Source organism: Roseibium sp. MMSF_3412 (assembly GCF_030733265.1).
GTDB lineage: Bacteria > Pseudomonadota > Alphaproteobacteria > Rhizobiales > Stappiaceae > Roseibium.
This window is the reverse complement of sequence record NZ_JASHJI010000004.1, coordinates 251458-274745: the sequence shown is the minus strand read 5'-3', so window position 1 is coordinate 274745 and position 23288 is coordinate 251458. Positions and strand designations below refer to the sequence as shown.

The 23288-nt window shown below is 51.2% G+C and carries 18 protein-coding genes and 1 tRNA gene; 11 read left to right on the top strand and 8 right to left on the bottom strand.

The window, feature by feature from the left end; genetic code table 11:
* Positions 1–265 precede the first annotated feature (265 nt).
* The 4 genes from RBB49_RS10130 to RBB49_RS10115 all read right to left on the bottom strand — a co-directional run bounded on the left by RBB49_RS10130 (position 266) and on the right by RBB49_RS10115 (position 5590).
* Positions 266–2443, bottom strand: a complete 2178-nt coding sequence (locus tag RBB49_RS10130; RefSeq protein WP_306142629.1) for a helix-hairpin-helix domain-containing protein — start codon at positions 2441–2443, stop codon at positions 266–268.
* Positions 2444–2445: 2 nt separating this feature from the next.
* The gene (locus RBB49_RS10125; protein ID WP_306142628.1) at positions 2446–3192 is read right to left on the bottom strand and encodes a PP2C family serine/threonine-protein phosphatase; all 747 of its coding nucleotides are present in this window, start codon (positions 3190–3192) and stop codon (positions 2446–2448) included.
* Positions 3193–3196: 4 nt separating this feature from the next.
* Positions 3197–3874 (bottom strand): VWA domain-containing protein, encoded by a 678-nt coding sequence (locus tag RBB49_RS10120; protein WP_306142627.1) that lies wholly within the window; start codon positions 3872–3874, stop codon positions 3197–3199.
* A gap of 345 nt (positions 3875–4219) precedes the next feature.
* Positions 4220–5590, bottom strand: a complete 1371-nt coding sequence (locus RBB49_RS10115; protein WP_306142626.1) for an exonuclease domain-containing protein — start codon at positions 5588–5590, stop codon at positions 4220–4222.
* 104 nt (positions 5591–5694) lie between these two features.
* On the opposite strand from RBB49_RS10115, the gene RBB49_RS10110 reads away from it, so the two are divergent.
* Positions 5695–6150, top strand: a complete 456-nt coding sequence (locus RBB49_RS10110) for a hypothetical protein (RefSeq protein ID WP_306142624.1) — start codon at positions 5695–5697, stop codon at positions 6148–6150.
* 147 nt (positions 6151–6297) lie between these two features.
* On the top strand, positions 6298–7002 hold the full coding sequence (locus RBB49_RS10105) for a recombinase family protein (RefSeq protein ID WP_336623415.1): 705 nt from the start codon (positions 6298–6300) through the stop codon (positions 7000–7002).
* Between the two features lie 156 nt (positions 7003–7158).
* On the opposite strand, the gene RBB49_RS10100 is transcribed toward RBB49_RS10105, so the two are convergent.
* Positions 7159–8517: a hypothetical protein gene (locus RBB49_RS10100; protein WP_306142623.1), complete on the bottom strand. Its 1359-nt coding sequence runs from the start codon at positions 8515–8517 to the stop codon at positions 7159–7161.
* Between the two features lie 209 nt (positions 8518–8726).
* Between RBB49_RS10100 and RBB49_RS10095 the strand changes: the two genes are divergently transcribed.
* From RBB49_RS10095 to RBB49_RS10065, 7 genes are all read left to right on the top strand, one after another.
* Positions 8727–9356, top strand: coding sequence for a hypothetical protein (locus RBB49_RS10095; RefSeq protein ID WP_306142622.1), 630 nt, complete (start codon positions 8727–8729; stop codon positions 9354–9356).
* 1316 nt (positions 9357–10672) lie between these two features.
* The gene (locus RBB49_RS10090; protein ID WP_306142621.1) at positions 10673–11065 is read left to right on the top strand and encodes a type II toxin-antitoxin system HigA family antitoxin; all 393 of its coding nucleotides are present in this window, start codon (positions 10673–10675) and stop codon (positions 11063–11065) included.
* A complete protein-coding gene (locus RBB49_RS10085) occupies positions 11043–11996 on the top strand; it encodes a pentapeptide repeat-containing protein (protein ID WP_306142620.1) in 954 nt (317 codons plus the stop codon). The genes RBB49_RS10090 and RBB49_RS10085 overlap by 23 nt, the downstream gene beginning before the upstream one ends.
* Before the next feature lie 287 nt (positions 11997–12283).
* Positions 12284–12877 (top strand): hypothetical protein, encoded by a 594-nt coding sequence (locus tag RBB49_RS10080; protein ID WP_306142619.1) that lies wholly within the window; start codon positions 12284–12286, stop codon positions 12875–12877.
* Complete coding sequence (locus RBB49_RS10075) at positions 12843–14552, top strand: hypothetical protein (RefSeq protein ID WP_306142618.1); 1710 nt, start codon at positions 12843–12845, stop codon at positions 14550–14552. Before RBB49_RS10080 ends, RBB49_RS10075 begins: the two co-directional genes overlap by 35 nt.
* A gap of 71 nt (positions 14553–14623) precedes the next feature.
* The gene (locus tag RBB49_RS10070) at positions 14624–15037 is read left to right on the top strand and encodes a hypothetical protein (RefSeq protein WP_306142617.1); all 414 of its coding nucleotides are present in this window, start codon (positions 14624–14626) and stop codon (positions 15035–15037) included.
* Between the two features lie 1283 nt (positions 15038–16320).
* Positions 16321–16674, top strand: a complete 354-nt coding sequence (locus tag RBB49_RS10065) for an AlpA family transcriptional regulator (RefSeq protein ID WP_306142616.1) — start codon at positions 16321–16323, stop codon at positions 16672–16674.
* Positions 16675–16753: 79 nt separating this feature from the next.
* Here RBB49_RS10065 and RBB49_RS10060 read toward each other — a convergent pair whose 3' ends face one another.
* On the bottom strand, positions 16754–17821 hold the full coding sequence (locus RBB49_RS10060) for a tyrosine-type recombinase/integrase (protein ID WP_306142615.1): 1068 nt from the start codon (positions 17819–17821) through the stop codon (positions 16754–16756).
* A gap of 102 nt (positions 17822–17923) precedes the next feature.
* Positions 17924–18000, bottom strand: a tRNA-Arg gene (locus RBB49_RS10055).
* Between the two features lie 298 nt (positions 18001–18298).
* Between RBB49_RS10055 and RBB49_RS10050 the strand changes: the two genes are divergently transcribed.
* Complete coding sequence (locus RBB49_RS10050; protein ID WP_306142614.1) at positions 18299–19882, top strand: cryptochrome/photolyase family protein; 1584 nt, start codon at positions 18299–18301, stop codon at positions 19880–19882.
* Between the two features lie 344 nt (positions 19883–20226).
* On the opposite strand, the gene RBB49_RS10045 is transcribed toward RBB49_RS10050, so the two are convergent.
* Complete coding sequence (locus RBB49_RS10045) at positions 20227–20643, bottom strand: septal ring lytic transglycosylase RlpA family protein (RefSeq protein WP_306142613.1); 417 nt, start codon at positions 20641–20643, stop codon at positions 20227–20229.
* Positions 20644–21035: 392 nt separating this feature from the next.
* On the opposite strand from RBB49_RS10045, the gene RBB49_RS10040 reads away from it, so the two are divergent.
* Positions 21036–23084, top strand: a complete 2049-nt coding sequence (locus RBB49_RS10040) for an EAL domain-containing protein (RefSeq protein WP_306142612.1) — start codon at positions 21036–21038, stop codon at positions 23082–23084.
* Positions 23085–23288: the final 204 nt, after the last annotated feature.

The following is a 23288-nucleotide window of genomic DNA, read 5'->3' as shown; positions in this document are numbered from 1 at the left end:
CCACAGGCGCTCACAAATCCCTCACGAGGTCCTGGACACCATCTCGCTCGCTGCGCTCCGCAGAATGGTGGGTAAATTCAATCGCTTCGCTCGTGATTTAGGGGATGAAATGCTCAAACCTAATAGAAGTTACTATTAGGCTTCGCTTTTTTCCCCCCTGTCGGTATTGGTTTGGCCAAATTTTGGCTTTGCTAACGTTTATGCAACACACACCAAGTCTGCTCCAGATGTTTGCGTCCGTTCATCCACCTAACGTGAATTCCGATCAGATGTTGCGTGTGCCCTTGCAATGCGGATACCGAGAACAACCCCAGAATTGTCCGCCTGCATTCCGACCTCGCCGCGCTTTTCTGCGTATCATGGAGGCACCACAACGCGGACAGCTTGGTTTGCCTGACAAAACCGTCACGCGTGGCGACTGCGGCGTTGGCGTGTTAGCGCGGGGTGGGTTAGGCGGTTGTGGCACAGATCGTGATGCTTGTGTTAAGGTCAGTGCCACATTGGAAGCCGGAACCGATACCCCCAAATCGCGCAGGTCTTGTTCGGCTTGAGCTCGGGCCGTCAGCGCGTCGGTCAGTGATCTGTCGCTTCTCGCTTTTGCTGGCAATGCGTCCAGTCGGGTTTTGGCGCTCCTTAGGGTAGCCAGCCCGTTACGGATAGTGGATTCCAACTTTGCCTTTTCTGCCGTGAACCGCCCGCGCAATGCCCTTTCATCTGCGACATCCTGAGCATTTGGCGTCCTGTCATATTTAAACCGGCTCTCATGTCCGCGTCGCCAAGACACTAGTTTGCTGGTCATCACGTCACCAAACCCCGGCACTCGTAGAACGGCAGAGCGGTGCACGTCGGCGGCGGTCTCGATCCCAAAAGAGATCAACGTTGCCGTTTTCGCTGGACCGATACCGGAGATATTCGCCCGCCGGATGGAGAACTTGTCGAGATAGGCCTGCCGTTGGCGAGATTCCCGGTTGGACTTCAACACCATGATTTCACGGGCAAACGCATCGTCATGGCCCTTATAAGTGGAGATTGCTGCGTCCAAATTGCTGTACACCCGCAGAACCTCGGTCATGCCGTTGCGCTGCACAAAACCATCAAGCTCGCGCTGTACCCGTCCATCGGCATCTTTGAAGGCCTGATAAAATGGGCTGCTTTCAACTTCACGATCAGAGAAGGTTACCCACCCCCAGATTGCCAGTCCGATCCATAAAAACCACACGGGGGCGGCGTAGAAGAACCCTGCAACTGCACCGCCCATCAAGAGTAAACCCAAGAGCGCCCGTCCCCGTTTACCGCTCCTAGCTTCGCGCAACGCATTGCTGGCACTACGCGGCGCAGCCGCTAAGTGCAGCAAGTCCGCAGCCGTCGGGACGCGAAAGGCCTGAATCTCCCGGATTGCCTGTTCCGTGCCCCGCGGATCGGTCGGGATACTTGGTTCCGCTGCGGTCAGATCCGGGAACATGTCAAAGCCGCTATTGGACGTCAGCTTGCACCAGACGCACCCCCCGGCAGCGCTGGGGTAGTAGTGCGTCTTGACTTTGCTACAGCGGCTCAGTGAGCCTTCGAGCGTCTTTAGTGCGTGAATCCAGTCCAGCGTACTCGGACGCGCGCCTGGTGTCAGCCCAAATGCGTTCTCGAATGCACGGGCGACAACATCCGGGAATGTGTCGAGCGTCGGCGCACCCGGTGGTGGGGCCGTTTGTGTTGCTGCTCGGCGGGCGAGCGAAAAGGCGAACCGGTTTTGAGCAATGGCGTCGCCCATGGAAATGTCTGGGCCGTTGTAACGACCGGCATAGGGGTGACGGCCCATGAACAAAAGGTGGAAGATCGCAACCGCGAGGCCAAAGTTGTCGTGTTCTATGATGCGCCGAACGGATGCGAGGTTCTTCCGGTGCAACTCGGGCGGTGTGAAATCAGGAACCCCAACGACACAGGGATAGGACTTGCCGTTCAGGCTGAATTGGAAGCTATCCGCGTCAATTAGGGCAACAGTCCCATCCTGAGCCACTAGGACACCGGAATGGTTCAAGTCGCCTATGACACAACCGGTCTGGTGCACCTTCCCAACAGCGCGCACGACGTTGATTGCCACATGCACGATGAACCGATAATCCGCTATCGGGAAATGGCGCTGGCGAGACTTCGGGGTGTAGAGCTCATGCAACGGGCGATAGCCTGACACCAGACGCATAACGAAGCCCACAAAGTTGCCGCGACGGTCTGTCACCACTTCGCCTGGGTACGCTACAAGGTCGGTCTTCACGGCAAGGCCTTCGCTCACCATCGCCCGCACCTTGTCTTCACGTTGGGTGCGCAGGCTAGAGTTATATATTTTGACAGCTTGCCCAGATCGACCTTTGATGGTGAAGACTTCTCCCTCGCCACCCTTGCCGATCAATTCTCCAATCGAAAACTGATCCTTGCCGATTACGATTTCTTGCACGGTCAGCCCCCGGATATGAGGATGAGCGTCTTGTCATCATCGGTGCGTTCGCAGACCGAAGGTCCAGCGAGGTATGTGGCCAGCTTCGCCGATAGCTCGACAAGCCGTCCCTCGCCCGATGCAGAATCAACCGGGCGGAACATAGGATCAAAGAACCGGGGATGCGCGTTCTGTTCCAGATGCGACAAGGCCAGATCGCCAACACCATCGGAGAATAGAGCGAATGCGTCGTGTTCACGAGGGCGGCGGCTGATCCTCAGGCGCGGCTCCGGATCGTCAGTGACGAAGTAGGTGCTTGACGCATACTCGCCGTTCTCAGGCCAGCACAGCACATCCCATTCGTTGCCTTTCCGCCCCACAACAGCGCTATCGCCAATGTGCATCGTGACAGTTTCATCTGACGTGATAGCGATTGCCGCCAGTGTTGCAGCGAATTGTCGAGACGTAGATTCACGCTGGGTTGCTATCGCTGATATTCGGTCCCGAAGTTCATCTATCCAGTCCGCTAATTCTTCATCGGATGGCAGGTCTGGATTGGCGCGTACCCATTCTCGAAATCGAACGGAGAGAAAACGGCAAGTGAGCCACGCGCCATATGCGCCGAACATCGCACTGCCCGCACCATCCGAAACCACAGCAAGTATGCCGCCATCGCTAATTTCGGCAACGGCGTAGGCATCTTGCAGTCTGTCACCATTTCGCATGTGCGACGTCCCGATTACGGACGCTGACGCCCACCGCCATTCCATAGGATCAACCCGCTACGGCCCAACCATCCGGGGCAGTCGGGTTGTCGAGCGGAACGGCATCGCCGGGGTTGGACTGCGATACAGCGCTAAGCGAACTGGAGAGCCACTGGAACAACTCCTTGAAAGCCAGCCCTTTTAACTTGAGCGGTTGACGGGTGGCAATCTGGCCAAGCACATTCATGTCAGCCTGCTCCACCCCCACGGCATAAAACATGAATTCCTTACGCTCTTCGCCTTGGTGGATGCGCTGCTTCGCTTCCTGCCAAGCGTCGGTCGGAGCACCATCGGTAATTAGAAATACCCATGGTCGGTAGTATTTGACACCGTTCTCGCGGTAGCGGTCCTTGCGTTGTCGGAGCATGTCGAGCCCCGTTACAATAGCTTCGCCCATTGGGGTCGCATTGTCCGCAATCAGCGTTTCAGGATAGAAATGATCCACAGTAACGAAGTCGGACTTAATCTCCACTGGCCCAAAAGTGACCATTGCCAATTCCACGCGTTTTGCGGCCATGGGATCGTTCATAAGTTCCTGCCGAAAGGTGGCCAGACCTTCGTTCAATTCTGATATTGGCGCGCCACTCATTGAATAAGAGGTGTCCAGTAGCAGAATTACCGGGCAACGCTGTTCCGGATTTTCCGCAAATTCCGCATCGCTGAACGGTTGTTGCTCGAATTCATCCATGGTTTTCTCTAAGTGTGAGAACTGTCAATTAGCTAGATTTACAACTATAGGTATATATTTTTTCGAAGCAACCTTCAATTCGGTACTTCGGTGTCCTTTTGTCGAGAAACATCGTCAAGGTCTACAAAGTACCCGTTGGGCAATTCCGTCGTGAGTTGTGACCCCAACTCTACCTAGCCAGCTTTCGGCATCATACTAGCATTCGAGCAAATACAATAAAGTTCCGGGGGTCGCCCGAGCTTTAAGTTGAGCGCATCGCAACAACGTTTTGGATGAACTTGAACCCGCCTTTCTTCGCAGCGCTGATATGACAACTTGATCATGCACTTGTCATGTTTGTAGGGTTTAGTTGCGTCTCCCTTCACGTAAATTGTCGAAGTAGGCACGCAATCGTCCAACTTCTTCTGTGGTCATGGCACCAGCTTCCTCAATCTCGAATAACTGCTTTTCAACTTCAGAAAACGTCGTCCATGGAACATCGTCGAGAGTTTCCCAACGGTCTCGAATTGCTACCGCCATACTCTTGACCATAGCTGCGTCCAGCAAGTCGGGACGATTCAAGAAGATCAATCGCCGACCAAGTTGCCGTGCACGTTGATCGTTTAGTCGTGTTAAAACATCAACGCGCTCTTCCCATGATGTCGTCTGGAAATGTTTTAATAGCCGCTGATCCGTCGAGCTGTAAAATTCTGCGTAGATTTGCTCTTCAACATGGACAGGGGCTTCTCTGTTGGCGAACCTGGCGGCTATTGCGTTGCCGATGCGTTCGCGTAGATCGGTCATTTCCGCCAATCGCATGGCGCGATTCGTGATCACAGGATCAATCTGATCCATCTCGAACAGATTCGGTACTTTGTTCACCGCTACAGTCCTGACTAGCTTGGGCGTCCTGTCCACTGCTTTAACGATCACATCGTCATCAGCCAGAAGCAGTTCACTTGGGTCAACCTGATCAAGATCGAGGAAACCAACGGAGTTTGGATTCGATGTACTGCTGCCTGCATAAGCGCCGATGTAGGATCGCGGTGGAGTAGCACCAAAGCGTTCAATCAGACGTAGCGGGTGACCGCTTTGTAGCAGTTCCGATACCTTTTGTTTGGACCGGTTTCGAAGTGATTGTTCCCAGACATCAGGAGCACGATCGCGGATCAGGCTGGCAATATATATGGTCGCTTCAACATCTCCGAGGGCATTGTGGGCATCGTGATGCGCAAATCCATTTGCAGGGGCCATTTGATCGAGCTTGAAGGATTGCCGACCACTATCATCCGTGGGCCAAACCAATGCATCCGGTTCCAAGTTCCAGGTGGCGTAAACCAACTTCATGACATCAAGGCGGTCATTGCCCCCCATCTGGGTCAGGTACGACGACGGATGCAGGTTTTGATACAGCGACTGGCGCAGCACTTCTTCATCGAAAGTGATGTTGTTGTATCCGGTCCAGGTTGCTGGCCCCCATTGGTTGATCAAAGCCGAAAGCGTCTGAACAAACTCGAACCACGTCGGCAAATTCGGATTGGTTAGTATATCCGGCGTCACACCTGTGACCGCTAACGCCCAAGGTGCAGGAAGAATGTGCGGTGACAAACGGCATCGAACATCGATGCGCTTCAAAGGTTCAAGATCATCATTCGTCAAGATCGCAGCAAACTGTGTTGGCTGATCGAATGCAGGACTCGTTCCTGTTGTTTCAAAATCATAGAAAGCAAAACTCATACTGCTCTCCCAGTGATGGTCTCCGCCGACTCGTCCAGCAAATTGGCGGGTGCGCACGAGTCTGACCTCTTTCCCTAAATACTTATGAAAGAGGAGTTTTGTTCATGTCCCAAAAAATTACAGCCAAGAAGATCAAAAATATCCGGCGACAAATAAATGAGGCATTGAAGCCATCAAACACAGTGTTCGATCCAATGGAACATCCGTACATTGTAACCTCCAGCTATTTCCCAGGCGACATGCCAGTCGATCACTGGCTGACTCCTAACCACGATGTTCGCAGTTATTCAGATGCAGCACGCAACGGCTGGTGGGAGATCGTTATTTTAGATGCTGATAATCCGCACATTCCTGCGGCGATGGCGGCCTTTTCGGAATACTGCGGCCAGGTTATTGCGGAGCGCTTATCGGTTGGAAGACCATATCGTGGCATTGGCTTGGGCGAGTTAATGATTCAACTCGGGTCCAGGCTTTGGGGAGAACCGGTTGATGGTGCGGACAAGTTTACCGATCAAAACGAGGTGTTTTGGAATTCCCCTTTGGCAGACGAGTTAGCGTGATTTTTTGATATCCGCACAAGAGACACGGTTCACATCGGGGTGGCTCGACGCGCGGCTCAAACAAACCAAACCACACCTCCGCTTGTCCATATGGCTATACCGTAACTGACAGGTAGCAGTTCCGGATAATTCTCCGAAAACGGTGTCATCAAGGGTAGTAATCGTTCAACCGACTCGGTATTAGATAACAATACCCTTAATGACATCTCGGAGGCTTCCATAGCGACATTCTTCTACGCACGCGTATCGACCATCGAACAAGTCCTGGATCATCAGGTTGAACAGGCTGAAGCAGCCGGTTTCGTTTTCGATGAAATCATCGCCGATCATGGCGTATCCGGAATTCAGCACAAACTTCTAGATCGGCCCGAAGGCCGCCGTTTATTTGATAAGCTTCGTCATGGCGATCACTTGGTCGTTCGATGGGTTGATCGCCTGGGTCGGAATTATGAAGACGTGACGGACGTGATCAGACAGTTCATCCGATCCGGCGTGACCATCCATACGATCATCAACAATATGAAATTCGACGGTGCCACGGACGATCCCGTTCAACAGGCTGTACGCGATGCTTTGATCGGTTTCTTGGCTGCAACCGCAGAAGCTCAGGCGGAGGCTCAGAAGGTTGCTCAGAAGGCCGGTATCAAAGCTGCAAAAAATGATCCGCGAAAATATCCCGGACGGAAACCAACATTCGATAGACAATCTGTCAGGACGGTCAACGGCCTGCTTTCAAGCGGCATAAACATAAGTGCGATTGCGCGGCAGGTTGGTTTATCCCGGCAAGCTGTAATGCGGATCAGGGATGATGCTGAGGGCGTTGAACAAGCGTTGTTGCGTTGGGGACTTTAAAACTCCTAGTTTTTCATCGCGGAATCGTAGCAGGTATGCACGTAGGAACGGTTGGTTCGCATTGAGCGTTATCAACCAATCCATTTATCGGACAAGATTTCTACAACGGCTCGCACTCGTTGGTTTGGTTGAAGAGAACCCCTTTAACCGCTGAAGTCAGTTTACGAATTCTTCCGCATCTTCTGCAATCGCATCTATCGACACGTCCTCAGCGGTTGGTTTTTCCTGATTTATCCGTGGCGCGGCTTTCTTCCAAACGGACAGGTTCGCACCTATTTCGCCGTAAAACATTGGGACGATTTCCTCCAAATCGGAAATGAAGTTGACTTGTTGAGTAAAGCGCCCACCTAGGCGTTTTGATAAGAAGACATGGAACCCGTGAGCAACCAGGTGGTTCTTGCCTTCTTGGCAGATTTCAATGTCTTCACGCAAATCCGCGACTAAGTGCTGGGTTGGTTCACTAGCGCCAGGCCAAAGCAAGCGTATGTGAAGCCCTTCCACATTATCGACCTTTATCTGACGCAAGAGCCAATTAAGGCGTGCTTTTGTTGACTTCTTGTCTTCTGGAGCACGCAAGGTCATTCCAACGTCAACGCATCTGCGCTTCAGATCCGCTGTGACCTCGATTGGGGAAGCAGTATTTGGAACATCCAACGTGCACCGAAGTTGGTTTCGCTCGCGGAGCGTTAGCAGTTCGTCTCTCTTGCGTTGCCCCGGATCATTGATGTGTTTTCGTGGAAGTTTTTCACTTACGGATGTTTCAACCAAGCGACTGAGAATGAGAGAAAGATCACGAGTTTCCTGATGCCAGGCGTCAAGCACAACCTGTGCTTCGGGAGAACGCGCAGGTATTACCCCGCCAGATGACACCAGTTTATTGAGATCTCCCCACTCTTTGGGCATCTTATGGAAGCCTTGCACGCCAGCGCTTTCGTGATTAAGGAAACGCCGCAATTCATTCAGCAGCAATAGTTGGTCGGGGTCCTTGACCTGTTCATTTCTGATCAGCAACTCCGCAGTAGTGACCACGTGCATCCAGGACCAATGGTATACGGGCAGCTTAGATCTGCTTTTCCTGACTTCTTCTACGGGGTGTGCGGTAGGTGTAGTCGCAAACTGATTGGATATCGTGATAACGCAGTCGATATCGTTGTCTTTTGCTAAAGCTCGGTATCTTTCAATCTGATCGGCATCGAGGGCATTGTTCCCGACCTTTGTTTCAACCAAAGCTCTCCATTCCCGGGAGCCGACTTTGAGAAGGATGAGCCCATCCGGGCGATCCTTGGCCGTCTTGGATTGGTTCTTGAAAACGACTTCAGTGTACGCTTGTACTTGAGCACGCTTTCCACGCTTTTGACCAATAGAGTGTAGGAGCGCGGCTCCCAGTTCCTCAATCTGAACCATGCAGGCCAGCACAATTGATGTTGTGCGACCTTCCTTTGAAGTAGTTGATAGAACAGGGAACAAACGCGCCGCTTCGCCTTGGCTCAAATAGTCCGGCAGATTGTATGTCATTCAAGAATACTCAACCTATAATTGATTTTCTCAAATAGACATTCACGGCCTCAGTTCGTCAAGCTTACATTAAAATTATTTCTGGAAACCAACGCGCGAATCAAAGCAACATGTCGCGGATCGATTGTTGATCAGAAGCGGCCAGCACAGAGGTATAGAAAACCTTGATTCATTTTCATTCTGATTGGAAGTATACTCAGTGGCAATCGGTGGAATTAATTGCTAATAATGACTTAACAAAAGTCATTATGCTAATTCCTTTAGTTGGTTACATTATACTTTTTAATGATCAATTTGCAGAAATTTCGTCTTTTAGGATGATAGCAGGAGCAGAATCAGACGCATCCACACCATTTTTTCTAACTAGCTTGACGAAAATGAAGCTGGTTTTCATCGGTAGTTTGCTTTTGATGATTTCAAACTTCATTTTCCGAGTATTTTCTCCGGAAATATTGAAGCTTGCGAAGGGGGATATTGAATTTTCAGCCCGGGTAACTGAGCGCTACAGTGTTCATGAGCTTTCGAGAATGGAGCGAGATGTACTATCGGATCACTGGCAGCCAAGGCTTTCGTTATTTTGGATAGTGCAAGGCCAGACCCGTGCAAAAAAACCTTTGGTTTCCGGATATCGGCCAGATGTTCGCTCGCAAATGTTCTCACAGCGTGGCGATTACATCAGCTTCCTCGCACGAGAGTGGTGGACGGGAGAAATGCACACACACCGTGTAGCGCGCTGTGTGTCACTCGTTACCGGCTCTATTGGCTTCTTTTTGCTCGCGATGCCGACACTAGACATCTCTCAAGCCGTTATTGCTAATTTCCTTCCGAGTCTTTGGTGATCTTAGGATTCAGAGAATGGTACTGTGTTTTCTGTATTGTATGGTAAGATGAAATTCTGATTACTCAAGTGTAATTCGTTAAAATTACACTTGAGTAATTACATTATACATTTTTTATCTCCATATATTGCAGAAAACTAAGTTGTTGCAATATATATCAAACTACAAATCGCTAATATCACCCCGACAAGGCCAGAAACAGCCACTACACCTTGGGCACGTCCTTTGAAACGCCCCCATCCTACATGCTCAAATTCCAAAGCATTTTTAGGAAGTTCTGGCTTACATGTTCGTGGAAAACTGTTAGTGTCCTTCATAGTCAAGCCTTTCGAATCGATGGTTTGATGCATTTAGGGGGACTACCGAAGCTTGGTCGTGGAGGTAGTCTCCCGTTGTTTTGTAGGCGCTTCGCCGAACGATCCTAAGAAAAACCGAATCAAACGAATCACTTACAAAGTCAACGTAGCTCGTCTCTCGCTGACTCGCGAGTCTATTTCGCTGCCTTTATGAAAGTGAACAGCAATTTTTCAGCACGTTGTTACTATGAGTGCTAATGGTTTTTTTAAGTTTGATAACGTCATTTCTCCTTGTTTTTTCCCACTTCCCAATACGGCCGATAAACGAATTCGCTGTTTTCACCAATTAAGTTTGGCAACAGTCGAATAGCCATATCAATCGCCTGAGATCGATTTGTTTTAAGTTGGCTGCAAATGCTGTCCAGATCGCTAAGTCGTTCTTCTGACAGTCGGACAGAGATAACCGTTTTGCTCATTCTTACAAATTAGATGCAGTAATATAAATAAAGTCTTAATAACGTAATACGCAGTTGCTGTAGAGCCTTATTCAGCACCCCCAGTCTTTAGGTCCATCACATAACCATCCTGGAGTTTCCTCGGTTTGGTGGAGATTTCGTCTGCTAAACGCAGTGGTTGATTGACTTGAAAAAGTCCTTATTTTCATGCCGAGGGAACAGGGGGTCTTTCATCAATTTAGTGTTTTGATCCCAAAATGGGAACTTTTTCTTGATCCCGCGATGGGAGCATGCTATATAATGAGAGTGACAGGAACAAACTTGATCCAAGGAGTGATTAATGTCTCTCCGAATTCTTCGAAGGCACGAGAGCTACGAGCATGGCTCAGCATCGTGCGTAGTGCAAGCTGGCTCGGTCCAGGTGATGTGATAGCCAGTTTCGCTAATGCAAGCAGCCAAGACCACATTCACTGGAACTTCCCATTACGAGCATCAGGCAGCTCGATAGACGCTATTGTCGGCTTCAAGGGAAATGGCCAGCTGATCGTACAACAGGTGAATTGATATGACTTCCGTTGTCCATGTGATCGAGAATGCAGAGCAGCACGCAAAAGCTCTGCGGCGTCTCGAAGCTCTAATCATTGCGGATCGAGAAGAAGACACAGCGCTCATGGATGCGCTGGCCTTGCTAATCGAGGACTACGAAGAGAAAGCTTTTCCAATACCCGAAGCGAGCCCTGTCGAAGCAATCATATTCCGAATGGAGCAGCGCGAGCTGAGACGGATTGATTTGGCGCGTCGAACTGGCATTGGACGCGGACGCATCACAGAGTTTTTGCAGGGAAGGCGTCCCTTAACCCTTAGCGCAATGAGAGCGTTCCACACCGAGTTACAGATTCCTTTCGAAGTCCTTTTTGGAACTCGGACGCAAGACGATGAGCGACAAGCCCAAGGCTAATAAGTCTAGTTTTGAGGCCGCTACTGGAACAGTAAGCGGCCTCAGTTTCAGAGGTGAAGACCTTAAAGAAACCAAGGCACCTGAGGAAGCGACTTTCAGCGAATGTGACTTCTCAAGCGTAGATTTCACTGGCGCTGTTATCTCCGGGTTGACTTTCGAACGATGTATATTTCGGCAGACGAAGTTTATTAAATCAACCCTGATTGGTTGCTCATTTATTGATAGTTGCGATCTTTTTGGTGCCGAATTAGACGGTGCTGACGCTACCTCTGCGGACTTTACAGGCGCAAATATGGAGCGAGTTACGGCTACTGGTGCGAAATTCTACAAAAGTATATTCACCAATGCAAAACTTAGCTTTTCAGTTTTTGATCGTGCTGATTTGGGGGATGCTGTTAATTTTACACCCGATCAGACAAGTGTTTACGGCGCAGTATTTTCAGGCGATAGAATTGACAAATGGACTTCGCTCCGCTTTGAGTATACGGGTTTAAGACTATTACTTTCACTGTTCCCCCCAATTATCTTTATGCTCAGTTTGCTCGCTGAAGCTTATGCAAGCCTGGCAATGAACTACTATCTCGCAAATTTGGGAAACAACGCCCTATGCGGCCAAGAAGGCTCTTTGTGTACAGAATACGCGGTATGGCAGGTGCTTTTAGGCTATCGTGAAGGCTGGATTGCCACAGCATTCATATTTTATTCCATAATCTACAACTGTGTCCGCTTTCTACTAACGATGAAAGTCGCTTCGCTTGCACTGTCGGAAGATCGGTCGAGAATAACACCTAGATTTGGTGGCCTTTTAGGTTACAGAAATCTGCACCTTATCTCCATATTCGTTCAGATAGCCAAGTATGGCATGCTTGGGCTTTTTCTATTCAACATGTGGGGTTTGGTAGATCAGACTGTCCTACTACCAAAAAAATAGATCAGCTTTCTTATTTCATCGGCATTGAAAAGAGTTTTTCGAGCGCATCAGAAACGATCGATTTCGAGAAGCTGGAGCCAAGGAATTGGGAGACTGCCTCTAGTGCCGATAGGACGATCTTGTTGCGATGTATTGCAGCCTAAAAAAAACAAAGTTAAGCGAGGCGTCACGTCCCAACAGTCATGCCCAGTTTGCTCCCAAAGGCATGCTGACTTTTCACAACTAAAAGTATATTCTCAACTTAACACACTTAGTCCAGCTTGTTACAGTGATTAGAAGGCAAGATAGTGCAAGAAACTATTCCGCAGCTAGAAAATGAAATCGAAGAATTGGTCAGTAGATTCGTCGAACATGAAACCAAGGTCAGGTCTCCAGGAATAGGTGAAGTTCCCCGACACCGGGTATTTGAAGGAGATCAGTCAGCCATAATTCGTCCGGATGGAGAAAATGACGATACCGATTTTCGTGAGTTCTCAGCAACATCAAGAATTCCTTCGAACAAAATTCTGTATTCGACTTTCGATGAAATCCTTAAGTACTTTGTTCCTGTTGCGGAAGCGTTGGCTAGCCATCAGGCAACGATGTTCTTTGAGGTGATTGATCAAACAACAAAGAAAACGGGCAATATTATTGATTGGAAAGGAAATCCACTTTCGTTTGAGACGATACTGGAGGCTCTCGAAAAAGTTCAAATTGACTTTGATGAAGACGGAAAGCCGAGCATGCCAACAATGGTGATTAGCCCTTCTATGAGACCTAAGATTGAAGAGTTGATGAGCGATCCCAAGAGACCCGAGTTCGAAAGGAAGCAGAAGGAAATCATCGAGAAGAAGAGGCTGGAATGGCGTGATAGAGAAGCTAATCGAACATTGGTTGGATAGTATTGGTGAACGGGGTTACCAAGCGGCGTTCCTTCAGATGTTGGTCGGTGAAGGCCATACCGTAATTCATTCTACGCGACACATGCCAATAGAGTTTGGCAAAGACGTTATCACTGTTGGACCGGACGGCGTGCCCTGTTGTTTTCAGTTAAAGGGGAACCCGGGTAGTCGGTTGACCCAATCGCAGTTCCGCGAAATTCGACCACAACTGACTGAACTGATTGAGCAACGCATAACCTACCCAGGAGTGCCAGGAACGCCCCATCGGTGCTATTTGGTAACAAATGGTGAAGTTGAAGAAGAAGTCCAACGTACAATTGATGATATAAATCAGGACCTTGAATTCCGTGGTTTTCATACAAACACACGGTTGAAGATATTATCCCGTGGTCAGTTGCTGCGCTGGGCAATAGCTCATTCGGGAAATTTCTGGCCAGACGACTTCTCTGTGCACGAGAATCTTATTCGAATGTACAATGTTGATGGAAAGGATCAGCCCGACCTCGCATTAATATCGAAATCACTTGACCGAATTCTGGCAATATCCAAAAAGCGAAGCAGCACGAAGAAACCCGCTTTTGTGAGATCAATGCTTGCAGCGTCGCTGTTTGTTTCCTTTGCCATCAGAAACTACGTCAGTTCCTCAAACCACAACGCTGTTGTTGCAGCTTGGGTTTCACTCTTGGCTGCATACGCCTGTGCTTTGGATCGATACGGCTATAAACTAGTAGGGGACAGTTTAAGAGCTTATGAAACCGCTCGGATAGCGATGTTTTCCTCCATAATCGACCTACTTGAAGAGGTTAGAGAAAGAATTGAAAATCTCGAAGCGGGTTCAGAGGACGAAAAAAAAGACCTGAACCAAGTATATTTACAAGGAGGTAGCATTTCAGACAGAATTCTCTGGAACGCTAGGGCGCTGAAAACACTCTCTCTGCTGTCGCTTCTCAGAATTGACGAGAAGCAGGATGTACCTAGCGTCTGTCTGCGTGAAGAACAGAAACGAACCATTTCGTTGCTAACGAAACACGGTGTAACGAGGCTAGAGATTTGGGGAGAAGCCGCAATACCACAGGTATTTGCCAATGTGGTAGCGTGGCGTATGAGAGATGCGACAAACCAGCCGAATTTGGAGTTTTTGGCCATAATACAATGGATAACCGCTCAAAACTTGAAATTTGAAGGTGGGTATGCGCCTTCCCCTTATCATAACCTTGAGGACTGCATCCGTTCTCAGTTGATTGGAGTGCTAGGCTCAAGTTCTAAAAACTTGGCGAGCGAGGTCCAATCAAAGTCTTCCTACTTTGCGGAAGGTTTGCTGCACTGCTTCGTTCGGACAAATTTAAAGTCACGCGCCAAGTCAGTTTGGCCAGACATGACTCGATTGATGCACAACAGCTTTGTTCCGGCGCAAAAATGGGAATACGGACTTTGGCGAGCGGACAACGGCAAGAATCTATCCAAGCAATTGCCTCATAGATATGAGTGGAGCAAATTGCAACGCGATGCATCGGAAACGATGACCCCAAACATACCCGATCAGCTGCGCGACGATCCCGTCGTGCTTCTGGCCTTTATTATCTTCTACCCACAGCGTGGTTTGCCCGAGGTGTTGCGCTTTCTGCATTACAGGTTTTGCAGGACTTGGTTTCTTCCATTTCCCCAACCTGATTGAAGTCGGAAAAACGATGGCTTTCTGTGCAAAGAATGAAACCTGCGATAGCGTTCCCAGACAAGGAGCCAAGAGTGTCACGACTACACGGCGAGACCGATCGCCTCTATGATGAATATTGGCGGCTGGTCGATCTGTGGCGCTTCTATGTCCGGCTGATGATCGAGGCGACAACTCTTTTCGCAGCAATTTCCGGCGGCATGATCAGTTACGCACTCGGTTCAGAAGCAGACTTTGAAAAAATCGCTCCTGCGTTGCTTGTGCCTGGTGGTTTGGGCGCTGGATTTGCAATCATTTCCTTTTGGGGTGTATTTCAAAGCCGCGAACTTGCGTCAAGCCTCAAGGTCTTAGGCGAAGAATCAGGCATTAAGCAGGTTGTGCATGTCTGGCTTCTACCGAGAATTGTTAGCATGGCTACAGTGTTTTATGCGGCAACATCCATTGCTTCATTTCACTTGGCATGGCCGGTGTTGAAAAGCAGTTTTTGATCGTCCTCGGTCCGTGGCTTATCGAATTTAGTAATTGTGAAAAGCCACATCACGATGATCCAGCCAAATGCACTTTTTTATGAGGCACCAAGAGTAAATCTCATGAAAAACTATAGCTTTCTCCGTTTATTCTTTTGACATAGTGAATGTCTTTGCGAGATTTCGCCCCAGTGTGTTGAATTCCAAAACTGTCCCATCTACGTCTATTTGAAATACGATATCCCAATGATTGGGCTTCTCCCTGAAGACGGGTGGTAACCACGGTTAGGGCCTTAAAGGAGGCTTTGATTGACACCATCTCGTTACACTTTCCCCAAAGGCACTTCCGATACGGTCTTTACCCAGGCTGTTTCCAGTCTTGCTGATGCCAACAAAGCCTGGCCGGATGAGCGACGCATCAGCCCAGTCCTCAAAGCCCTCCGGACCTCGACGAGGACTCTCCAGAACCAAAGTGGCCCAATACATTCGCGTAAGTGCGTCTATGTTCGACACGCTGAGCAAAGACAAGATCATGCCCGCCTCAATCCGCTTATGGTTCCGGACCGTCTCGGATATCAATGCGCTTGATAAGACGTTGGATCATCTTTCAGCTCCCAATGATGGCAACCCCTGGGACAACTGAGGGCCGCCATGAAAACTGAATTGAAGTGAATGTGACAGACATGGCAATGTTCGCCTAAATTACCGTCGCAATGGCCGCAAACTTCGGCTCCGAGGGCCTGAATGCTCCCCGGAGTTTCTGGAAGGCTATCGGCTAGCACGCATGGGCGCCTGAAAGGTCCCGAGCCGGAAGAAACGCCAAAAAAGGCCAGGCTCGAAATGCTCAGAGCGTTGGTAGCGCAATATTGCTAGTCCGCCGCTTTTCGTTCCCATGCAACGCGTACCAGGTGTGTATGAAGACAAATCCTCGACCGCTTCTTTGAGCGAAACAACGATGGTGACAAGCCATTCAAAAGTCTTGAGCCGAAGCACTTATTGATGCGCTGAGATGAGATGCTTGATAGGCCAGAAGCGGCGAATGGAATGCAGAATGTGCTAAGGCAAGTCTTCGAATTCGTGATCGATTATGGTTTGCATGATCGCAATCCGACTCGATTGGTGAAGAACATAAAGACAAATAGCGCAGGTCACATTGCGTGGAGCGACGAAGACATCAACGCCTTTATCACGGTCCACTCTCCCAGCACCACGGTTTACCTAGCGTTGAAATATGCTTTCGAACTTTGTTGAATTGTGGTCAGTATAATCTACATGTCAAAGTGAATAATACTGGAGTAATGTAGATGTATAAAAATGAGTTTTATTATCCCTGTCTTGACCCTAGAACAATATTGGCGGCATCGCAAGGCAAGTTAAAAGTAACGTATCTTGTAGGAAATGATCAGCTACCAACATGGATTTGCGATTCAAGACACCATTCCAATACGGGCACAAACGACGTACCGTTAAATGAGCGTATGCTATTGAATTTCTCCGAAGCTGCTAAGCTTCTTTCAATGTCCGAACAAGCCTTGCGAGACTTGGTTCACAAAGGTCAGGGACCGAAACCCGTTAAGCGCGGCAAGCGTACTTGTTTTACGCAAGAAGCAATGAGAAGGTATGTTGATGAATTGTCTGCCCAACAATTAGCAGAATGATGCGACTTAGGCTTTCCAGAATCTGAAGTCGCACCGTTGCTGCTAAGTAAACGATAGCATTGCGAAAGAATTAACCTAACTACTCAGAAGCACGGCGCGAATGCAACTTTTCCAGTTCATCTGCAATGAAATTTGGTTGCAGGTTTGCGTATCGTTTAAGCGATTTTACGTCCCTATGGCCCGTTAATGCCATTACTTGAACGATGGACCATCCTTCTTCGATAAGATTTGAAATTCGTTCGTGCCGCGTGTCATGTAGCCAGAAGTGGGGGACACCTGCTCGCTCTCTGGCTCGCTCAAAAGCCTTTCGGATTGAGTCACTACTAACCGGGAAAACGAAAGCATCAGTTTTGGGTAGAGACTCAAGGATCTCTATTGCTCTTGGTGATAAACCTGTAACATGATCTTTGATTTCTTCCGGGCTTCGACTATTCTTGATGGCTCGAAGAGTGATCTTTCTCTTGGCGAGGTCGAGATCGTCCCACTTCAAGCGAAGTAAGTTGCTTCGGCGAGAACCGGTTTCCAGCGCGAGTTCTACGAAAGGGCCAAGAAACTTGTTTCTCGCTGCATAGCACTCTTCTAACAAGCGGCGGATTTGTGCGCGTTCCAATCGAACATCACGCTCATCATTTACCGCTGGTCGCGCCACATCGGTGGTGTTGACCGGATTAATCTGAATGCCAAGTTCCCGTTTCTTGTAGTCGATAACGCGTTTGAGAAGAGTGAGTTCGCGCTTAACGGTACTGGCCGAAATTTTTTTGCGCCCTTTTCGAGGAGAGGGGGCGTTCAAACGTTGTTTTTTGTATTCGTCGAAATGCTCTGGCTGTAGATGTCTGACATCGTATGCGCAAAGCTTACGTTCCTCTCTTAGGAAGCGTTCAAGTCGCAAACGCTCGGAAACTTTTGACGCCTCACTAGGGCGATGATCCGTTACTTCATCCAGATAGATGTTTATCAAAGCACCAAAGGTGAGCGCTCTTCCTACTCGTTGATCTCGAAAACGTCCGCGATAAATCTCGGTCTCAATTTCATTGGCCCAGTTTTGAGCGTCTCGCTTGGTGCGAAATGTTTGTGTCTGTGTTGGGAACCCGCGCTTTCTGATTTGGACGTGCCACTGGCCCGGTGCCTTTTGTCTGATGGTTGCCAATACTCTTACCTTTAACTGTGCCAAATGTGTGCCATTAGTAGGCCAGCCAAGTAATCTAGGTTTGAGTGGAAGCTATAACAACCTGTAAAAATTGGAAAAATCTGGCGCACCCGAGAGGATTCGAACCTCTGGCCTCTGCCTTCGGAGGGCAGCGCTCTATCCAGCTGAGCTACGGGTGCGTGCCATGCGCGCGAGCAAGGTGCGCGGTGGATAGAGCGTTCTGATACAAGATCCGCTTCGCGCGGGCAACGGCTTTTTGGAAAATCCGACAAGATATAATGAGGCACGGACCGGCTCGGGTGCACAGCGGCATGCGGCTTTGCCCGGGCTTACCCGGGTTGGTCCCTATTTGCCGGGGTTTGCCAGGTTTGTCCGAAACTGTGCGATCTCGTGCAGACCCGCGCTGGCTGGCGCAGAAATTTCGTCTGGAGCAGCGTGCCATGTGATAGCAACGGCGCGTCGGTGCGTATAGGAGGCATGACCGTTTCAAAACCCCGGGCGCACATGACGACGGAGACCGGCTGCCGGCATCTCATTCCCATTCTGGGCGACCAGCTGACCCCCAGCATTTCCAGCCTGCGCGGCGCCGACAGGGATCTCGACCGCATCCTGATGGTGGAGGTGCGCGAAGAGGCGACTTATGTCCGCCACCACAAGAAGAAGATCGCGTTCCTGTTCTCCGCCATGCGCCATTTTGCACAGGAGCTGCGCGAAGACGGCTGGCAGGTGGACTATGTCAAGCTAGACGATGATGCCAACACGGGCAGTTTCCGCGCCGAGGTCGCGCGGGCCTGCGCCAAGACAGAGCCCGGGATGGTTGTCGTCACCGAGCCGGGCGAGTGGCGCGTTCGGGAGGACATCGCCTCCTGGCAATCGCTGACAGGTGTTCCGGTCGAGACGCGCGAAGACACGCGCTTCATTGTTTCACAAGCCGGTTTCAGGGTCTGGGCCGCGGGGCGCAAGCAATTGCGGATGGAGCATTTCTACCGGGAGATGCGCCTGAAGACCGGTCTTCTGATGGACGCTGGCAAGCCGGCCGGCGGCAAATGGAACTATGACGCCGACAACCGCAAGCCCGCACGCGGGGATCTGTTCATGCCGCAGCCGGCACGTTGGTCACCGGATGAGATCACCCGTGAGGTCATTGAACTGGTCGAAACGCGCTTTGCCGATCACATCGGCACGCTTGAGCCCTTCTGGTTCGCGGTCACCCGGCGCGATGCCGAGGCTGCCTTTGACCGCTTTCTGGAAGACGCACTCGCCGATTTCGGCACCTACCAGGATGCGATGCTGACCGGCGAGAAATTCCTCTATCACTCGGTCATCTCCGCCTATCTCAATGCCGGCCTTCTGGACCCGCTCGATCTCTGCCGCAAGGTCGAGGCGGCGTGGCGGCAGGGCAGGGCGCCGCTGAATGCGGCCGAGGGTTACATTCGCCAGATTCTCGGCTGGCGGGAATATGTGCGCGGGATCTACTGGCTGAAAATGCCGGACTATGCCGCCTCCAACGCGTTCGGTGCGTCACGCCAGCTGCCCAGGTTCTACTGGACCGGCGAGACGGATATGCGCTGTCTTTCCGAAGCGATCGGTCAGACGATCGAGGAGGCCTATGCACACCATATCCAGCGCCTGATGGTCACCGGAAATTTTGCCCTTCTGGCCGGCATCGATCCGCACGAAGTGCATGAATGGTACCTGGCCGTTTATGCGGATGCGTATGAATGGGTCGAGCTTCCCAACACGGTCGGCATGAGCCAGTTCGCCGATGGCGGGCTGCTTGCCTCCAAGCCGTATGTGTCCGGCGGCAACTACATCAACAAGATGTCGGACCACTGCGCGACCTGTTCCTACGACGTTCGTCTCAAGACGGAAAAAGGTGCGTGTCCCTTCAACGCGCTCTACTGGGATTTTCTGGACCGCAATCACGATGTCCTGAAAGGAAACCCCAGGTTGGGGCAGCCCTATGCCACCTGGAACAGGATGGCACCGGACAAGAAGCAGGCCTATCGGGAGAGCGCCGCGGCATTTCTTGGCAGGCTCGACCGCAATGAACGCCTCTAGGGCTTTTCCGGCTCACCCGGCAAGCCGGTCGAAAGCCAGGCAAGCGCCAGTTTTTCGGGGCAGACAAAAAAAACGCGCAGCCGTGAGACTGCGCGAATAAAGTTACTGTGCACGTGGCCCCATCGACCACGGCGGCAACTCTAGCGACATCTCAATGTAATGTCATTACCGTAAAATATTTTATTTTTTGATTCACTCTAATGCGACTGATCGTTATTCATACTGAGTCGGGCAGTGATGCTCCGGGACAGGAAAAAATCCATTATTTTTCAGATGGCTAGCGTGGTCTTGTTGTCAAATCCAGAGCGGTCCGGCACTGTCGGAAACACGCCAATCACACGTTCTCACTGGCATTTCTGCTTAGGAATGGCGCTATTCGGCGCGTCGGCACCGGTTACGCGCACCTTCGTAATGCCCTTTTGTACGAAACCGAGCTGCTTGGCCGCCGCCAGGGTCACATCGATCACGCGGCCTTTTGCAAACGGGCCGCGGTCATTGATCCGAACCGTGACCGTCTTGCCATTCGACAGGTTGGTCACGTCGACCAGAGTGCCAAACGGCAACGTCCGGTGCGCAGCCGTGAGGCCCTGAGGGTTGGCGCGCTCTCCGCTGGCCGTGGTTCCCCCCAGTTTGTACCAGGAGGCTTTTCCGCATTGCTGAAAGGCATCATTTGCCTGTGCGGAGGTGGAAAAAAGAAGCAGCGGTGAGGCAACACTCAGCGCAACCAGCGGGCGCAAGACCCGTGCAGAAATGGTAAACATGGCAAACCTCGTCCTGTCGCCGGAATTATTTTTTACGAATTTGTAAATCGGGCTCTCGGCCCGCCGGCGCGTTCCCCTACGTCAAAGCAGTGATCAAAATAAGGCAAATTCAGCAATTTAGGATAATACGAGTAGAGAGAAATATAAATTTGAAATAAATTTGAAAGTTATTGGTAAAATTAATATTAACCATAAAATTTTTAAGATCTGTGAGTTGTTTTGCTTAGGCAAGTTTAACGGTTAAACTGTGGTAATAATTTTCAGGGGTGACGCACGAGTATTTCAGAAGGCGTCAGTGTAAAAGACATTGTTGAAAGGGTTGTCTGGTGCAAATCAGCCATCGGTTGGCGGCAGACCGGAAGGATCATTCCGGTCTCTCGCAGAGCAAAATATTGTCCGCCTTTCACACTTCGCTGTTGGAAGTGTTGCCCTTTGCGGCTGCCTATGTCGCAAGGGATGGCGGCATCCTGGCCTGCAACAAGGCGTTTGAAAACGGCCTCCAACTGCGGGGTCTTTCGGGCGTGCCCGGCCGGTTTCAGGACTTTATGTCGGACGAAAGCAGCGCGCGCTTCGAACGGGTGCTGGCGGTTGCCTTTGGCGGATTGCCGGCAGAAATAAGCGGGGAAGTAAGGCTCAGGTCGGGAGCGGTTTTTTGCAGTCATTTCATGTGCACCTCCCATGTCTTTCTCCAAAAGGGTCGCGAGGCGGTCCTGGTCCAGTTCGAGACCGCAAACGAGGGTCAGGAGCAGTGGCACGGCACCTTTAACCCGTCAGGCGTCAACGCATCAGAACCAGAGAAAACGGTGGGGCGTGAGGTCTCCGACAGCAGCGTTCTTGCGCATTTTCCAGACGAGATACTTTATTTTGCCGGCGCCGAGAGCCATGAGGACATGGCGCTGACGCTGCTGGAGAAAACGGGCGGCGCGCAGGATCTGGATGGCTTGAAGCAGGCGCTTGAAGAGGCGCGGCAGTCACTTCCCCACACATTGCACATTCCCGAAACGGCAGCATCTTCGCGCGACATGTCCCCCGGCGGGTCGCAGGTCAGCGAGGTCAGGCTGATCGCATTGCCGGGCGGCCATGATGGCAGCCCGGATGAAATCGCCTGTATGGCCATCGTCAGGCGAAACGTCGAAAATCCCGCCGAAATTGCGGAGAACAAGCGTCTTGCATATGAGGACCCCCTCACAGGGCTGGAAAACCGGCGTGCCTTCACGCGCGCACTGAAACGCGAGCTGGCGCACATCCGCGCAGACGGCGAGACTGGTCTGGCCGTCTACTACATCGACCTTGACGAGTTCAAGAAAGTCAATGATCTGGGTGGGCATGACGCGGGCGACGACATGTTGTTGCGTGTTGCATCCTGCCTGAAGCTGACACTTGGCGAACTGGGAACGGTCGCCCGGATCGGTGGTGATGAATTTGCGGCGATGTTGCCGGTCACGAGCCGGGAAACCGCCCACGAATATGCCGAAAGGATCCTGGAAGGGTTCGGCAGGATCCGGCTTGAAATCAAGGACCGTGTCTTCACCATCTCCGGATCTGTCGGCGTTGCCTATGCCGACAGCGAGACGTTGCAGAAAAACAAGGATGCCAGCGCATTGCTGGCTCTTGCCGACACGGCTTGCCTGCGTGGCAAGCGTGGTGGAGGACGATCGGTTCAGTTATGCGCGGACGATGCGGGCGACGCGGCCAACGAACTGGAGGAACAGGACAACTTGCCGGAGCCGGAGAGCTTCTGCGGCAAGGAGCTGGTTCTCTACGCCATGCCGATCGTGTCGCTTAAGACCAATGAGATCTGCGGGCACGAGGTGTTGTTGCGCCTTCAGGGTGAGCGCGCGAAGGGGTTGTCCTCACGCGCCTGGATTTCCGCGGCCGAACGGTCGGGATTCATCGCCCAGGTCGATGCCTGGACCCTCGACAGGGTGCTTGATGCGGCCGAACGCAGTGCCAACAGGTCTCTTTTGACCATGAATGTCTCTGCGGAATCCGCGCGTGATCCGGGTTTCCGCGACAGCCTGCACAGCCGCCTGTCGGTCAATCCGCTGCTGGCGTCGCGCTTGTGCCTGGAGATTGCGGAAAAGGACTTCCTGCGGGAGCCGTCGACCGTGGAATCCTTTTTCGGTTTCGTTTCAGAGTTCGGATGTCAGACGGCCATTGACGACTTTGCCGGACACTGGCCGGTGCTGTCGCGCTTGCCCGGCATGCGCGTCGAGTGGCTGAAGCTGGAGGCCGGCCTGACGCGTCAGGTGCTTCGCGAGCCCGCCAGGGCGGCGATCCTGAGCGGTCTGATCGGGGCGGCGCGCAAGCTGGGAATGAAGGTGGTTGCAAAACACATCGAGACGCCTGCCCAGGCCGGGCTGCTCCGCACGCTGGACATCGAGGCGGCACAGGGGTTCCATTTCGGGCGCCCGGCCCCCTGGATCGAAATCCGATGCTGATTTGTGCTGCCGAGGCACAAGTGCTTTAACTTTCATGCCACGCGCCAACGCACGGCGCGCATGTCTTTTTTTGATTTTCCGTAAGACGTTCTTTTCTATGGCGAATTGAACTTGCTGCAAGAAGGGGCCGCAATTCCGCATGGTCTTGTAAAAATACTGAGGGTATTTTTGCAGATTCAAGTCATCGGGAAATACATGTATCAG